This is a genomic window from Streptomyces sp. NPDC050422 (genome assembly GCF_044458665.1).
Taxonomy (GTDB): Bacteria; Actinomycetota; Actinomycetes; order Streptomycetales; family Streptomycetaceae; genus Streptomyces.
Window position 1 is genome coordinate 44,532 of record NZ_JBITIE010000018.1, and the last position, 15,167, is coordinate 59,698.

Here is a 15,167-nt window from a genome sequence, read left to right on the forward strand (position 1 = left end):
CGAGTGGGCGGCGGTTGGCGATGAGTGAGGGAGCCAGGTATGCCGACAGCGTCGTGTTCGTCCTGGGGCGGGCGCTCGTGGAGGCGCACGCCGGTCGGGCGGCCGAGGCGGAGCCCGACCATCTGCTGGTGGGGCTCGGCTCGTTGTGCCGGCCCGACCTCGCGGAGGTTCTTGGCCGCGGACGACTGGACGCCGACGCCCGGCGTGCCGTCGAGGCCGATGCCCGACGCGTGAACCAGCACTTCGACGAGGCCGACGTCAGCCCGCGTGAGCTGCGCCGCAGCCTGCGCGACGCGCTCGCCGCCCGGGCCACGCCGGAAGCAGGGGCCGTTGGTGAACGCCGTCTCGGCCGTGCCGCGCGTCGCGTGTTCGTCCGCGCCACCGAGCTGGCCGGGCCGGGGGCGGTGGATGCCGTGAACCTGCTGCGGGCCGCACTCGAGGCGCTGTCCCCGGTGGGGCGGAAGGTGCTGGCGTCGTACGGCATTACGGACGCACTCGCGGCATTCTTCCCGGCGGGGGCCGAGCAGCCGACCGGCACCCCGTACCTCGACCACTACGGGCGGGACCTCAGTGCGCTCGCCCGCGCGGGCAAGCTGCCGCCGCTCATCGGCCGTCGGGACGAACTCCGGGCCCTCGCCCGCGTCCTGGTGCGCCGGCACAAGGCGAACGCCGTGCTCGTCGGGCACGCGGGGACCGGGAAGACCGGCATCGTCGAGGGTCTCGCCCAACGGCTGGCATCCCCCGGCGCGCCCGCCGATCTGGCCCGCGCCCGCATCGTGGAGCTGTCCATGTCCGCGCTGGTGGCGGGCACGAAGTACCGCGGCGAGTTCGAGGAACGGCTCCAGGCCGTACTGGCGGAGGCCCGCGGCGCGCCGGACGTCGTCCTGTTCATCGACGAACTCCACACCGTCCTGCACGCCGGGGGCCGCGGAGCGAGTGACGCCGCCAACATCCTCAAGCCCGCCCTGGCCCGGGGCGAGCTGCGCTGCATCGGTGCCACCACGCCCGGTGAGTACCGACGCGACATCGAGGACGACGCGGCGTTGCAGCGGCGCTTCGGCGTCATCTGGGTGGACGAGCCGGGCCGTGCGGAGTCCGTGGCGATTCTCGCCGGTGTGGCCCAGTCGTTGGCGGCACACCACGGCGTTCGGATCGAGACAGGTTCGGCCGAGGCAGCCGTCGACCTCACCGTCCGGCATCTGCCCGACCAGCGGCTGCCGGACAAGGCCATCGACGCCCTCGACCAGGCGTGCGCCGCCGCCCGTATCCGCACCCTCGGCCCCGACGGCGCGCCGGCCGGCGAGAGCCTGCGGGTCGGACGGGACGAGGTCGCCGCGGTGGTGGCCGAGCGGGCCCGGCTGCCCCTGCAGCACGTGGCGCAGGGAGAAGCGGAACGGCTCCTGGCCATGGAGGAGCATCTGGGCCGCCGCGTCGTCGGACAGGAAGAAGCGGTGCGCGCTGTGGCCGAAGCGGTACGGACCGGCCGGTCGGGGCTCGGTGACCCGCGGCGTCCGGTCGGTGTACTGCTCTTCGCCGGACCGACCGGAACCGGAAAGACCGAACTGGCCAAAGCACTGGCCGAGTTCCTCTTCACGGACGAGCGGCGTCTGGTCCGCATCGATCTGTCCGAGTACAAGGAGCGTCATGCGATCTCCCGGCTGCTCGGCGCTCCGCCCGGCTACCTCGGACACGACCGCGAGGGACAATTGAGCGGCCCGCTCCGAGACCGTCCGCACAGCGTCGTACTCTTCGACGAGGTGGAGAAGGCGCACCCGGAGATCCTCGACATCCTTCTGCAGATCTGTGACGAGGGGCAGTTGACAGACGCCCGGGGGCGTCGGGTGCCGTTCTCCGAAGCCGTGGTGATCCTCACCTCGAACCTGGGGGCCGCCCCGGCCCCCGCGTACCCCGCCGGCTTCGCACCGAACGGCGGCACCCCTCGCCGCCCTGCGAAAGAGGCGGTCATGGCCGCGCTCCGGCAGCGGCTGCGGCCCGAACTCCTCGGCCGAATCGCCCGGGTGGTGGTCTTCGCTCCGCTGTCGGACGCCTCGATGGATCCCGTGCTGGACAAGCTGCTCGCCCAGGTGGATGCCCGGCTCTCCCCCCGAGCCATCGACCTGACCGTCACTGCCGCCGCCCGTGCGCTGCTGCTCCGCCACAGCTCCGGCGCACTTGCCGGGGCCAGGAAGCTGGAACAGGCCGTCGACCGTCTACTGGTCCAACCGCTCGCCCGGGCCCTGCTGACCGGAACCGTCACCGACGGCGCCAGGGTACGCGCTGACGTCCTGGGCCAGGAGTTGGTCTTCGTGCCCGTGGATTCGCCCGCAGCGGAGGAAGAACGATGACCGCACCTGCCACCGTCACGCTCACGGTCGTCAAGGGGCGCCTGGAGCCCCCTGATTACGTCTTCGACGCCCGTACCACTTGCGTTGTCGGCCGTTCCCCGGACTGTTCGCCGCGGCTGCCGAACGACGACCACCATCGTACGGTCTCCCGCCACCACTGCCTGATCGACATCAATCCGCCCGACATCCGTGTCCGCGACTTCGGCAGTCTCAACGGCACGTTCGTCAACGGGGAGAAGATCGGGCAGCGGAGCGCCGGGCTCACCCCCGCTGAGGCGGCGGGAGATTCCTACCCGGAGCGCGACCTGACGGACGGCGACGAGATCCGGATCGGCGAGACCGTTCTGCGGGTGGGGATCACACGGCAGGTCACACGCGAGTCTGTGACCTGCGCCAAGTGCGGCCGGGACGTCGGCGAGAAGATGCACGGCCGTGACGGCGAAATGCTGTGCGCTTCCTGCCAGTCGGAGCCGGCTGCCGTACTGAAACTGTTGCTGGAGCTGGCTCGCGGCGGGCGTGGGGATCTCGCGGCGATCCGCGGCTACACCGTGATCCGCGAGCTCGGCCGGGGCGGCATGGGCGCGGTGTACCTGGCGCGGCACGAGTCCACCGCCGCGGAGGTGGCCCTGAAGGTGATGCTGCCCAGGACGGCGGCGAACGCGACCGCCCGGACTCGCTTCCTCCGCGAGGTGGCGCTCACCCGGGCGTTGACGCACCCGCACGTGGTCGCCCTGCACGACGCCGGCTTCGCGGACGGCACCTTCTACCTGACCACCGAGTTCTGCACCGGTGGCAGCCTGGACCGCCTGCTGGCCAAGCGTGGGGGGCGCCTGTCGGCCGAAGAGGTGGTGCCGCTCGCCGTGCAGGCCCTGCACGGTCTGGAGCACGCGCACCAGCAGGGCGTCGTCCACCGTGATCTGACCCCGTCCAACATCCTGCTGCACCCGCGCCCGGACGGCACGATGACGGCGAAGATCGCGGACTTCGGCATCGGGAAAGCCTTCGACCAGGCCGGACTGAGCGGTCTGACACGCACCGGGGCCACTGCGGGCAAGCCGATGTTCATGCCACGCCAGCAGGTGGTCAACTTCCGCAGGGCGGAGCCCGCCGTGGATGTGTGGGCCCTGGCCGCCTGCCTGTACAACGCCCTGACCGGGAAGACACCGAGGGAGTTCCCGCCCACGAAGGACCCGTGGCAGGTCGTACTGCAGGAGCCGGCGGTGCCGATCCGGAAACGTGAGCCCGGTGTCCCGCCGGCGCTGGCGGACATCATCGACCACGCACTCCAGGAGCGGCCACAGATCGGCTTCCTGAGCGCGGCGGAGCTGAGACGGGAACTGGAGCGGGTGTGAAGGGCTCAGTGCCGGCCGGCACGTTCGTCGGCCCGCTCGTCACCCAGCTCGGAGGCAGCGGCGTGACTCTGTCGGGGATCACGTCGGCGCTTCCGGGACCCCCGGGCACGTCGAGTTCAGAAGTACCGCATCACAGCGGCATCGAACTCGTCGGTCCAGTCGAGAGCCGTAGGCGGCCGATAGTCCCGCGCCCGTACGTGCTCGACGAACTCGGCGGGAATCTCCAACGGTTGGTACGCCAGGTACTCGATGGAGTCGACCCGCCAGATCCATTCGCCGTCGGAGTGCAGGGAGGGCCCACCCGGGATCGTCTGCCGTTCGTCGAGCAGGTGCGGAGTGGCCTCCATCACGTCGAATGCCCCGGGGCTCTCGCGGAGATACCGGACGACGGCGTCCCGGTCGGGCAGCGCCCGCGTGGCCACCGACTCGTAGATCGACGGCAGGTGGCCGTGGTCGCCCTCGTACATCTCCCGGTACATTCCCACGGTCCTCAGCTCCACCGCACTGTCCTTCGCTTCGACAACCGCTGTTCGGCACACCCGGCTTCGCGTCGAGCGTACCTGTCTGTAGCCTCACCAGGATGACGGCAGACAGGTACAAGGGCTGGGACTCGGAGACGCGGTTCCAGAGCTTGCTGGACGAGCTGATACCGCTCGACATGGGCAGCTGGCTGCTGCCGGAAGTGCGGGCCGCGGTCGCCACGCTGGGATGGCAGCTTCTCCCCGTCTCCCCTGGGCAGCACCCTCCGGACCCGGCCCGGGGGCGGCGCCCGGAGGTGGCTTGGACCCTGGGCAGTCCCCCCGAGGGCCCTCGCCAGGGCGTCGGGGTGCTGACGGTGGCGTCCGGGGACCCCGGGCAGGTGCTCGGCCTGGAAGTCAACCTCACCTATGGCATCGCCTACGACGATGACCACTCCAGCGAATGGCACTTCGCCCAGACCGCCCGCGAACTCACCGAACGCGCCCTCGGCGGACCGCCCACCTGGCTGGCCGGCCCGGGCCCCCGGGCGGTGTGGCACAGGCCGGGCGTCAGCGTGGCCGTCATGCTGGACGAGGGCTGTGTCATCCTCCAGCTGCTCCGGACCGCTAACGGCACCGAGTCCCGCCCGGGGCAGCCGGACGTGTGGCGTGGCTCGGTCCCCGCGCACCCCTGCGCACCCGAGCCTCCGCAGCCCGTGCGGAACTGGACGGACGCCCAGGCACGGCTGAGTGCCGTGATGCAGGCGCTGTGCGCCCAAGTGCCCACCTTGCCCGGCGCCTTCACCATGCACCTGTCCTCCGCCCGCGACCCGCTTCGCTTCGTCAGCGCCTGGAACGAGGAGGAGGATCTCCGGGTCGAAGCCTTCACGCACTTCGCGGACCTGGCCGGCCCCGAGCGGCTCACCCGTCTCGGCTGGCGGCGCCGCGGCGGCCTGTGGCAGCGCCGGTTCCGCGGCGCGCAGAAGCGGAGCGAGCATGCCCGCGAGGCCACGGCCCTGCTGGTGGACGCGCTCATCACCCTGGAGGTGGACACCTCCGAGTTGGTCTACTCCGGCGAGTTGTCCACTCCTCGCGGGCTCCGGCACCTGGAACTGCCGCACCTGGGTGTCCCCCGCGCCGCCCCGGGAGAGACGACCCAGGCGGGGGGGTAGGCGCGGAGGAGGCGCCACGCGGACGCGGGAGGAGCTCCTGAACGCGGGGAACCTCCGATGGGATCGGACCTGGCGCGCTCGCTGTCAATCCCGTGATTTCGTAGAGACCTTGGTTATGCAGCCTGGCCCTGGAGACGGGTGTGGCTGCGTGCTTCGCGGCTTGACGCTTAACCTCGCCGTTGTTCGTGTCCCTTGATCGTTTCGGCGCGTTTCATGGCCTTCCCGACGTTTTGGATGCGGGCCTTGTGCTGGTTGCGGCTGCCGGGCGGACGTCCGGGGCCGGGCCTGCCCGGTTTCGGTGCGGCTGTGGGACGAACCGCCTTCCGGCGGAGGTTGCGAAACCCTCGCCGGACGCGGGCCGGGGACAGCCGTTCGGTTTTCACGGCCGGTGGCCGGACGCCTGTTGACGGCGTATACGAGGTAGTACAGACCCATTAGCCGCAAGCGCTCTGAGCAGGCAGAACGTCACTCAGCAGCACGGCCGGGCACACCACGCAGCACGAACGCACACGGTCTCGTAGTGCGTAGGTCCCGGGTCCGTAGTCGCCAGGGATTTTTCAGGGACTTTCAGCTCTGTCGGAGGGAGATCCGAGGGAGTTTTCGCAGTACAAGCACGGAAGGCTGCGACAGCGTTGAAAGGCCCTGGGCTTGGGCACGTGCAGCCTCGCCGTCCCTCTGCAGCGCTCCGGCACGGCGTCGGGTCGGCAGTAGTTGACGAGGCTCTTCGGGGCCGCACGCAGTCCTGACCTCGGCTGACGTGCCCCGGCGGGCCCGGCGGCGTGAGCGCCGGGCCGCCAGTAGGACGGTCACTCGTAGGGGTAGAAGCCCGAACCTGTCTTCCGGCCGAGGCGGCCCGCGTCCACCATGCGCTGGAGCAGCGGGGGAGCGGCGTACAGCGGCTCCTTGTACTCGGCGTACATCGAGTCGGCGACCGAGGCCACCGTGTCGAGGCCGATCAGGTCGGCGAGCTTGAGCGGGCCCATCGGGTGGGCGCAGCCCATCTCCATGCCGTTGTCGATATCCTCGCGGCTGGCGATACCCGACTCGAACATCCGGATCGCGGAGAGCAGATACGGGATCAGCAGCGCGTTGACGACGAAGCCGGACCGGTCCTGGGCGCGGATCGGGTGCTTGCCCAGTATGTCCTGCACCATCGCCTCGGCGCGCTTGACCGTCTCGTCCGACGTGGTCAGCGCGGGGATCAGCTCGACGAGCTTCTGCACCGGGGCCGGGTTGAAGAAGTGGATGCCGATGACCTGGTCCGGGCGGGAGGTCGCGACGGCCAGCTTCACCAGCGGGATCGAGGAGGTGTTGGAGGCGAGGATCGCGTCCGGCCGGGTCACCACCTGGTCCAGCACCTGGAAGATCTCGGTCTTGACCTGCTCGTTCTCCACGACGGCCTCGATGACGAGGTCGCGGTCGGCGAACTCGCCGAGGTCGGTGGTGAAGCTGAGGCGGCCGAGGGTCTCGTCGCGCTCCTCCTCGGTGATCTTGCCGCGCTCGGCGGCCTTCGAGAGGGAGTTGTGGAGCCGGGTGCGGCCGATCTCCAGCGCCTCGCCGGTGGTCTCGGCCACCTTGACGTCGAGGCCGCTGCGGGCGCACACCTCCGCGATGCCTGCGCCCATCTGGCCACAGCCCACCACTCCGACGCGTGCAATGTCGGCCATAGAGTCCGTCACCTCGTGCCTTTCGCTGTTCTCCGGTCGGCGGCTTCCGTACGATTCCGGGCTCCACCACGACCCCACGACGTTACTCCGCGTCCTGCCGGGGATTGCGGGCCGGGGCGGGCATGCTCGTTTTCACGCCCGGATTCCGGGGCGTAGGGCACGTACGGGAAGGGCAGGTGCGGCGAAATGCGGCGCATGGACCGAAGGAAGTTCGTGACGGGTGCGGCCGGGACGGTCGCGGGGGTGATGGGCACGGCCGTGATGGCGGGTGACGCCGCCGCGGCCCCGCGGGGCGGCGGCCGTCCGGGCTGGCCCGGCGGGCCCCGCGACGCGCTGCGGCGTGAGCTGCGCGGCATGTGGGTGGCCACGGTCGCGAACGTCGACTGGCCGTCGAAACCGGGCCTGTCCGCCGCGGCGCAGCGGGCCGGGCTGATCGCGTACCTCGACGAGGCCGTCGCCCGGCGGCTGAACGCGGTGATCCTCCAGGTCCGCCCCTCGGCCGACGCGCTGTGGCCCTCACCGTACGAGCCGTGGGCCGAGTGCCTCACCGGCGTCCAGGGCAAGGACCCAGGTTGGGACCCGCTGGGCACGGCCGTCCAGGAGGCCCACAGCCGCGGCCTGGAGCTGCACGCCTGGTTCAACCCGTACCGGGTCGCCAACCACACCGACCCGTCCCGGCTGTCCGCCGCTCACCCCGCGCGACTGCACCCCGAGTGGGTCCTGTCGTACGGCGGGAAGCTCTACTACAACCCGGGACTGCCCGAGGTTCGCGCCTTCGTCCAGGACGCGATGCTCGACGCGGTGCGCCGCTACGACATCGACGCCGTCCACTGGGACGACTACTTCTATCCGTACCCGGTGGCGGGCCAGAGCTTCGAGGACGGTGCCGCGTACGCGAAGTACGGCGCCGGCTTCCCCGACCGGGCCGCCTGGCGGCGCTCCAACACCGACACGCTGGTGCGGGAGATGTCCGAGCGGATCAAGGCGCTCAAGCCGGCCGTGCGCTTCGGCATCAGCCCCTTCGGCGTGTGGCGCAACGCCTCCACCGACCCGCTCGGCTCGCGCACCGACGCGGGCGTGCAGACGTATGACGATCTGTACGCCGACACCCGTGGCTGGATCAAGAAGGGGTGGATCGATCATGTCTGTCCGCAGTTGTACTGGAACCTCGGCTTCGCCCCCGCCGACTACGCGGCACTGGTGCCCTGGTGGGCGGACGTGGTCCGGGGCACGGGCGTGGACCTCTTCATCGGTGAGGCCCTCTACAAAGCCGGCGACCCCGCCCAGCCGGCGGCCTGGCAGGACCCGGCCGAGCTGTCCCGCCATGTCGACTTCGCCGCCGCGTACGACCAGGTCCGCGGCCACGTCTACTTCTCGGGGAAGAGCGTGGTCACGGACCGGATCGGCGCGATGAACCGGGTGGTGGCCGACCACTACCGGTCGCGGGCCCGCCCGCCCCGCTGACCGGCATGATCCGAACGGAAGGCCCCAGGGCCTGTCCGGCGGATCAGGGTCGGACAGGCCCTAGTCCCGGCTCCGGCCGGTGGTGTGCTGGACGACGCTGTCGGGGCCGGGCGCGAGCAGGTGCTCGTGTCCGTCCTCGAAGCGGACGCGGTACGGGGGCGTGCCCGCGTCCCCGAGTACTTCGACGATCTCTGCGACCCGGTCGTGCTGCCCCACGGTCCTGCCGTGCGTCAGCAGCCGGTCGCCCGTGTGTGCCTCCATCGGGAGTGACCTCCTCACGGGTGGCGTTCCATGTCGACAAGTCTATGACCGGCCGGATCCGGCGCGCTGGGTGGCGGCGATGCAGACGAGGACCGCGACCGCCGCCACCGGGGCCGCGGGAGTGACCTCCTCGCCGAGCAGCAGGAACGACCAGATGAGCGTCAGCAGGGGCTGTGCGAGCTGGAGCTGGCTGGCCCGCGCCACGCCGATCTCGGCCATACCGCGGTACCAGACGTACAGGCCGAAGAAGGTCGAGGCCACCGCCACCCAGGCCAGTCCGATCACTCCGTGCGCGGTCCACCGCACCGGCTCGTACGGCAACGCCACCGCGGCGCCCGCGACCGCGAGCGGCACGGTGAGGATCAGGGCCCAGCCGGTCACCTGCCAGCCCGGCATCACCTTCGCCAGCCTGCCGCCCTCGGTGTACCCGGCCGCGCAGACCAGCAGCGCGCAGAACAGGTAGAGGTCCCCGGCCGAAAGGCCGCCGCCGCTCTGCAGCACGGTGAAGGCGATCACCACCGCCGCCCCGGCGAGTGCCGCGGCCCAGAACGCGCGGGCCGGCCGCGTACCGGTGCGGACCGAGGAGAACATCGCGGTGGTCAGCGGCAGGAGGCCGACCACCACCGCCGCGTGCGAGGTCGTCGACGTCTGCAGGGCCAGCGTGGTCAGCAGCGGGAACCCCACCACCACGCCGCCCGCCACGACCGCGAGCCCGGCCCAGTGCTGCCGCTCGGGCACCCTCACCCGGGCCGCGAGCAGCACGGCGCCCGCGATCGCGGCGGCCAGCAGGCTGCGCAGCGCGACCAGGGACCAGGGGCCGAAGCTCTCCAGGCCCCACGCGGTGGAGGGGAAGGTCAGCGAGAAGGAGGCCACTCCGAGCAGGGCGGGCAACGTGCCGTTCCGGCCTGCCGGGAGGGGTCCGGACGCGGGGGCTGCCGCGGGGCCGGGCTGTGCGGAGCCGTCCGCGGTCGGGCCGACCGCTATCGCGGGCCCAGTAGTAGCGCTATCCTTTGCTGTCATGCAAGAGCGTAGCAGTGTCGCGGAGTTGGCCGAAGTCCTCCGGGGTGAGCTGAACCGCTACTCACCCGGAGAGAAGCTGCCGTCCAGCCGCGCCCTCGTCGAACGGTTCAGGGCCGGCCCCGTGACCGTCTCCCGGGCCGTCGCGCAGCTTGCCGCGGAGGGTCTCGTCGTCACCCGTCCCGGATCCGGGGCGTTCCGGGCGCAGCCCCGTACCGACGTGACTCCGCCCGCCGACACCTCCTGGCAGGAGGTGTCGCTCAACGGCGACGGCGGACCCGAAGTGGTGCCCCGTACGGTCGACGCGTCCGGCCTGCTGGTCACTCTGACGCCCCCGCCCACGGGGGTCGTCGAGTTCAACGGCGGCTATCTGCACAGCTCGCTCCAGCCCGAGCGGGCCTTGGCGGCAGCCCTCGCCAGGGCCGGCCGCCGCCCCGGAGCCTGGAGCCGCCCGCCCACCGACGGGCTCACCGAACTGCGTGCCTGGTTCGCCCGCGAGATCGGCCCCACCCTCACCGCGGCCGATGTGCTGATCACCGCGGGTGGCCAGAGCGCCCTGGCCACCGCCCTGCGCGCCCTCGCCCAGCCCGGGGCGCCCGTCCTCGTCGAATCACCCACCTACCCCGGCATGCTGGCGGCCGCACGGGCCGCCGGTCTGCGCCCCGTGCCCGTGCCCATGGACGCCGACGGCGTGCGGCCCGAACTGCTGGCCGCGGCCTTCCGGGCCACCGGCGCCCGCGTCCTGGTGTGCCAGCCCCTCTTCCAGAACCCGACGGGCACAGTCCTCGCCGACAGCCGGCGTGGCGAGGTCGTCCGGATCGCCCGGGAGGCGGGCGCGTTCGTCGTCGAGGACGACTTCGCCCGCAACCTCGTCCATGACGACGCCGGCCCGCTCCCCGCGTCGCTGGCCGCCGACGACCCCGACGGAGTCGTCGTCCATGTCTGTTCGCTGACCAAGGCCACCTCGCCCAGCTTCCGGGTGGGCGCCCTCGCCGCCCGGGGGCCGGTCCTGGAAAGGCTGCGGGCGATCCAGGTCGTCGACAGCCTCTTCGTTCCCCGGCCGCTCCAGGAGGCCGCGCTGGAGCTCGTCGGCTCTCCCGCCTGGGGGCGACACCTGCGCTCCGTCTCCACGGAGCTGCGCATCCGCCGCACCGCCATGATCACCGCGCTGCGCCGGGAACTGCCCGGCCTCGCACTCCCGCACATCCCCGCAGGCGGTGGCAACCTCTGGCTGCGCCTGCCCGAATCCGGCGCCGGCGCGGACGAGTCCGCCATGGTCGCCGCGGCCCTGCGCGCCGGTGTCGCCATCGCACCGGGACGGCCCTACTTCTGTGCCGAATCCCCTTCGCCGCAGGTCAGGTTGAGCTTCGTCGCGGTCGCGGGCCTCGCCGAGATCGCCGAAGGGGTGCGGCGGCTGTGCACCGCCTGGGAAGGGGTGCTCGACACCCCGGCCGATAGGGTCCGGCCATGACCGAAACGCCTCAGGAACGCTACGAGATCTCGTCCGACCCCGCCCGCCTGGACGCCGTCCGGATCCACAACTGGATGTCCACCGACGCTTATTGGGCCACGGGGCGAACCCGGGAGCACCAGGACCGGGCCATCGCCGGGTCGCTCAACTTCGGGGCCTACGACCTCGCCTCCGGCGAACAGGCCGGTTATGCCCGCGTGGTGAGCGATCTCGCGACGTTCGCGTGGCTCTGTGACGTGTACGTCGACCCCGCGGCCCGCGGGCAGGGCCTGGGCGGCAAGCTCGTCGCGGCGGCGCGCGACCACCTCGCCCCGACCGGTGTCCGAAGGTTCCTGCTCGCCACGGCCGATGCGCACGGTGTGTACGAGAAGGTTGGTTTCCAGCCGCTGGACAACCCGGACCAATGGATGTGCCTGCGGTTCGCCTGAACCGGAACCGCTGTGGCGGCGCTCTTGACCTGCGCGGCGATCGGCTCCACGATCGCGCCCATGAGTGTTCGAGTCTCGCTCGTCGCCGCGGCCCGCAGTTCCTCCCTGCTCGGTGAGCGCTTCGACGACGACCGGCCGCTCGACCAGGCGGGCTGGCACGAGGTGCAGTTCGCCGCCCCGGCCCTGGTGCCCCTGGGCGCGGCCGAACTGCGCTACTGCTCGCCGACCGCCCGCAGCCGCGCCACCGGCGATGCGCTCGGCTTCGCGCCGCTGGTCCAGCCCGCCCTGCGCGACTGCGACATGGGGCGCTGGCGTGGCTGCACGCTCTCCGACGTCACCGCGCGCGAACCGGCCGCCGTGGACGCCTGGCTCGCGGATCCCCGCTCGGCGCCGCACGGCGGCGAACCCCTGCTCGCGTTCATCTCCCGGATCGGCAACTGGCTGGACACCCGCCCCGCCTGCGACGGCTCCATCGTCGCCGTCACCGAACCAGCCGTCGTCCGGGCCGCCCTCGTCTACGCGCTGAAGGCCCCGCCGTCGACGTACTGGAACGTCGACGTCCGCCCGCTCTCCACCGTCACGCTCACCGGACTGCCGCGCCGCTGGAGCCTGCGCCTGGAGACCGGGGTCCGCTGACCGAGGCCGCCAGGGTGCGGAAGTTTCGGTGCGTGCCGCGTCTTCCCGCCAGTCCGACCAGTCGGTATGTTGTCCGGGAATCGAGTCCGCCCAGGCGTGTCCCAGGTGAGGGAGGCCACCGTGCCGCAGATCCACGGCCACTGCGACGAACGATTCTCCGCGGTGCGCAACGCGTTCGAGGCGAATTTCCGCGAGCGTGACGAGCTGGGCGCGGCCGTCACCGTCCTGGTCGACGGCCGGCCCGTCGCCGACCTCTGGGGAGGGTGGGCGGACGGCGGCCGCACCCGTCCCTGGGAACAGGACACCCTGGTCAACGTCTGGTCCACCACCAAGGGGCCGGTCGCGCTCTGCGCGCACATCCTCGTCGACCGTGGCCTGCTCGACCTCGACGCCCCGGTCGCCGTGTACTGGCCGGAATTCGCCGCAGCGGGCAAGGAGGCCGTTCTCGTACGGCATCTGCTCTCCCACCGCGCCGGCCTTGCCGGCCTACGCGCACCGCACACCCTGGCGGAGCTCTACGACTGGGAGGTCACGACCTCCCGGCTCGCGGCGACCGAGCCGTGGTGGGAGCCCGGTACCCGGTCCGGCTACCACGCCCTGACGTACGGCTTCCTGGTCGGCGAGGTGATCCGGCGGGTCAGCGGACTGCTGCCGGGGGAGTTCCTGCGGCGGGAGGTGACCGGCCCGCTCGGCATCGACTTCACCGTCGGCCTCCCGGAGAAGGAGGCGGCGCGCGCCGCCGAACTCGTCGTCCCGAAGGCGGACAGAGCTCAGCAGGCGGCGCTCTTCACGCGGATGGAACCGGTCGCCGTCGCCTCGCTGCTCAATCCGCCCACCGGGGCGGCCGCCGCCAACACCCCCGCGTGGCGGGAGGCGGAGATCCCCGCAGCCAACGGCCATGGCACGGCCCGTGCGGTCGCCGCGCTGTACGGCATCCTCTCGGGGCGCGGCAGTGCGGACGGGGTGCGCATCCTGTCCGAGGAGGCCGCCGAGCGCGTCCGCGAGGGGCAGGGCAGTTGCCGCGACCTGGTGCTGGGCGCGGGCTTCGTCCATGAGACGGAGATCGCGCTCGGCCTGTGGCTGAGTGGTCCCGACGCCAGTTACGGACCCAACCCGCGTGCCTTCGGCCACGACGGTGCGGGCGGATCGTGCGGCCTCGCCGACCCGGAGAACGGGATCACCCTGGGGTACGTCATGAACCGGATGGGCCCGCACATCGCGAACGACCCGCGCAAGACGGCGCTGGTCGACGCGGTGTACGCGTCGCTGTGACCCCCGCCACCCCGCGGCGCGTCAGGGCGCGGCCACCTGCGGGACCGACTCGCCCTCGGTGTCGATGTGGGGGAGCACCCGGTCCAGCCACCGGGGCATCCACCACGCGCTGCGGCCGAGCAGCGTCATCGCCGCGGGGACCAGCAGCAGCCGCACGATCGTGGCGTCGACGAGCACGCTGACCGCCAGCCCGAGCCCCAGCATCTTGACCACGATGTTGTCGCTGATGGCGAAGGCCGCGAAGACGCTGACCATGATGAGCGCGGCGCAGGTGATCACCCGTGCGGTGATCTCCAGCCCGTGTGCCACCGCTCCTTTGCTGTCCCGGGTCCGCAGCCAGGCCTCGTGCACCCGGGAGATCAGGAACACCTCGTAGTCCATGCTCAGGCAGAAGACGATGGCGAACATCATCATCGGTACGTAGCTCTCGATGGGCACGGTTCCGGAGACTCCCAGCGAGGGCCCGCCCCAGCCCCACTGGAAGACCGCCACCACCACTCCGTACGAAGCGGCGATGGAGAGCAGGTTGAGAACGGCAGCCTTGACGGCGACGAGGACGCCACGGAACACGATCAGGATGATGACGAAGGCGAGCCCGACCACGACCGCGATGATCAGGGGCAGTCTGCGGGCGACGATGTCCAGGAAGTCCTCCTGGGCCGCGGTCGTTCCGGTCACAGCGTCGGTACCGGCGATTCCCTGTGGCAGGACGTCGTCCTTGAGCTGGTTGAAGAGGGAGGTCGTGCCCGCGTCCTGCGGGGCCTCCGACACGTCCGGGGGACTGCCCGTTCCGCCGCACGGCCGGTAGCCGCAGGTGGTCCGGCGCAGCCGTGCGGCAGGTCCCGCCGGAGGCCGTCCCGGCCGGCTCAGTCCTTCTGCTGCGCGTCGACGATGAGCGTGAGCGCCTCGGTGATGGCCGCCTCCGCGGTCGCCTTGTCGAGCCCGAGGCCGGTCAGCAGCCCCGCACCGTCCTCGTGCTCCAGCAGGGCCAGCAGGATGTGCTCCGTGCCGATGTAGTTGTGCCCCATCCGCAGAGCCTCCCGGAACGTGAGCTCCAGGGCCTTGCGGGCGTCGGCGTTGTACGGGATGAGCTCGGGCAGCTGGCCCTCCGCGGCCGGCGGGAGGGCCTGCTCGGCGGCCTGGCGGACGGCGTCCAGGGCGACACCCTGTGCCTTGATGAACGCCCCGGCGAGGGCCTCCGGCTCGATGAGCAGCCCCAGCACGATGTGCTCGGTGCCGATCTCGGCGTTGCCCGCGGCGCGGGCCTCGTTCTGGGCGGCCATCACGACGTTCCGTGCGCGCGGGGTGAAGCGGCTGAAGCCCTGGCTCGGGTCGAGCTCGGACAGCTCGCCGGGGTCCTTGGCGACGAACCGCTTCTGGGCGGCCTGCCGGGTCACGCCCATGCTCTTGCCGATCTCGCTCCAGGAGGCGCCGGAACGCCGGGCCTGGTCCACGAAGTGGCCGATCAGGTGGTCGGCGACGTCACCGAGGTGGTCCGCCGCGATGACGGCGTCCTGAAGCTGGTCGAGGGCGTCGGGGTGGACCTTCTTGATGGCTGCGATGAGGTCGTCCAGACGGACGGGCTGCGTCATGCCTACGGGATTCGTCATGTGTCAACGGTAGG

The 15,167-nt window shown here is 71.7% G+C and carries 13 protein-coding genes and 2 pseudogenes; 8 read left to right on the forward strand and 7 right to left on the reverse strand.

Annotated elements, in window-relative coordinates:
* The first annotated feature begins 20 nt into the window (after positions 1–20).
* Both ACIBJG_RS27185 and ACIBJG_RS27190 read left to right on the forward strand, forming a co-directional pair.
* A complete protein-coding gene (locus ACIBJG_RS27185) occupies positions 21–2,345 on the forward strand; it encodes an AAA family ATPase (RefSeq protein ID WP_399311240.1) in 2,325 nt (774 codons plus the stop codon).
* Entirely contained in the window at positions 2,342–3,697 is a 1,356-nt protein-coding gene (locus ACIBJG_RS27190; RefSeq protein ID WP_399311241.1) for a protein kinase, read from the forward strand. Before ACIBJG_RS27185 ends, ACIBJG_RS27190 begins: the two co-directional genes overlap by 4 nt.
* Before the next feature lie 116 nt (positions 3,698–3,813).
* Here ACIBJG_RS27190 and ACIBJG_RS27195 read toward each other — a convergent pair whose 3' ends face one another.
* Positions 3,814–4,197 (reverse strand): hypothetical protein, encoded by a 384-nt coding sequence (locus ACIBJG_RS27195; RefSeq protein WP_399311242.1) that lies wholly within the window; start codon positions 4,195–4,197, stop codon positions 3,814–3,816.
* Between the two features lie 80 nt (positions 4,198–4,277).
* Here ACIBJG_RS27195 and ACIBJG_RS27200 point away from each other — a divergent pair, with 80 nt between their 5' ends.
* Positions 4,278–5,327, forward strand: a complete 1,050-nt coding sequence (locus ACIBJG_RS27200) for a hypothetical protein (protein ID WP_399311244.1) — start codon at positions 4,278–4,280, stop codon at positions 5,325–5,327.
* A 167-nt stretch (positions 5,328–5,494) separates the two neighbouring features.
* Here ACIBJG_RS27200 and ACIBJG_RS27205 read toward each other — a convergent pair.
* Both ACIBJG_RS27205 and ACIBJG_RS27210 read right to left on the reverse strand, forming a co-directional pair.
* Positions 5,495–5,698: pseudogene (locus ACIBJG_RS27205) on the reverse strand (transposase); the annotation flags it as partial.
* Between the two features lie 435 nt (positions 5,699–6,133).
* On the reverse strand, positions 6,134–6,994 hold the full coding sequence (locus ACIBJG_RS27210) for a 3-hydroxybutyryl-CoA dehydrogenase (protein WP_399311246.1): 861 nt from the start codon (positions 6,992–6,994) through the stop codon (positions 6,134–6,136).
* Between the two features lie 186 nt (positions 6,995–7,180).
* On the opposite strand from ACIBJG_RS27210, the gene ACIBJG_RS27215 reads away from it, so the two are divergent.
* On the forward strand, positions 7,181–8,458 hold the full coding sequence (locus tag ACIBJG_RS27215) for a glycoside hydrolase family 10 protein (RefSeq protein WP_399311248.1): 1,278 nt from the start codon (positions 7,181–7,183) through the stop codon (positions 8,456–8,458).
* A 60-nt stretch (positions 8,459–8,518) separates the two neighbouring features.
* Here ACIBJG_RS27215 and ACIBJG_RS27220 read toward each other — a convergent pair whose 3' ends face one another.
* Both ACIBJG_RS27220 and ACIBJG_RS27225 read right to left on the reverse strand, forming a co-directional pair.
* Positions 8,519–8,719, reverse strand: coding sequence for a DUF1918 domain-containing protein (locus tag ACIBJG_RS27220; RefSeq protein ID WP_399311250.1), 201 nt, complete (start codon positions 8,717–8,719; stop codon positions 8,519–8,521).
* A 42-nt stretch (positions 8,720–8,761) separates the two neighbouring features.
* Positions 8,762–9,739, reverse strand: coding sequence for a DMT family transporter (locus tag ACIBJG_RS27225; protein WP_399311252.1), 978 nt, complete (start codon positions 9,737–9,739; stop codon positions 8,762–8,764).
* Between ACIBJG_RS27225 and ACIBJG_RS27230 the strand changes: the two genes are divergently transcribed.
* The 4 genes from ACIBJG_RS27230 to ACIBJG_RS27245 all read left to right on the forward strand — a co-directional run bounded on the left by ACIBJG_RS27230 (position 9,738) and on the right by ACIBJG_RS27245 (position 13,543).
* Entirely contained in the window at positions 9,738–11,207 is a 1,470-nt protein-coding gene (locus tag ACIBJG_RS27230) for a PLP-dependent aminotransferase family protein (RefSeq protein WP_399311255.1), read from the forward strand. The genes ACIBJG_RS27225 and ACIBJG_RS27230 overlap by 2 nt on opposite strands.
* The gene (locus ACIBJG_RS27235) at positions 11,204–11,635 is read left to right on the forward strand and encodes a GNAT family N-acetyltransferase (protein WP_399311257.1); all 432 of its coding nucleotides are present in this window, start codon (positions 11,204–11,206) and stop codon (positions 11,633–11,635) included. The genes ACIBJG_RS27230 and ACIBJG_RS27235 overlap by 4 nt, the downstream gene beginning before the upstream one ends.
* Before the next feature lie 60 nt (positions 11,636–11,695).
* Entirely contained in the window at positions 11,696–12,271 is a 576-nt protein-coding gene (locus ACIBJG_RS27240; protein ID WP_399311259.1) for a histidine phosphatase family protein, read from the forward strand.
* A 66-nt stretch (positions 12,272–12,337) separates the two neighbouring features.
* Positions 12,338–13,543, forward strand: coding sequence for a serine hydrolase domain-containing protein (locus ACIBJG_RS27245; protein WP_399311261.1), 1,206 nt, complete (start codon positions 12,338–12,340; stop codon positions 13,541–13,543).
* A 21-nt stretch (positions 13,544–13,564) separates the two neighbouring features.
* On the opposite strand, the pseudogene ACIBJG_RS27250 reads toward ACIBJG_RS27245, so the two are convergent.
* Together ACIBJG_RS27250 and ACIBJG_RS27255 are read right to left on the reverse strand one after the other, a co-directional pair.
* Positions 13,565–14,305: pseudogene (locus tag ACIBJG_RS27250) on the reverse strand (MMPL family transporter); the annotation flags it as partial.
* 104 nt (positions 14,306–14,409) lie between these two features.
* Complete coding sequence (locus ACIBJG_RS27255) at positions 14,410–15,153, reverse strand: Clp protease N-terminal domain-containing protein (RefSeq protein ID WP_399311263.1); 744 nt, start codon at positions 15,151–15,153, stop codon at positions 14,410–14,412.
* Between the last annotated feature and the right edge of the window lie 14 nt (positions 15,154–15,167).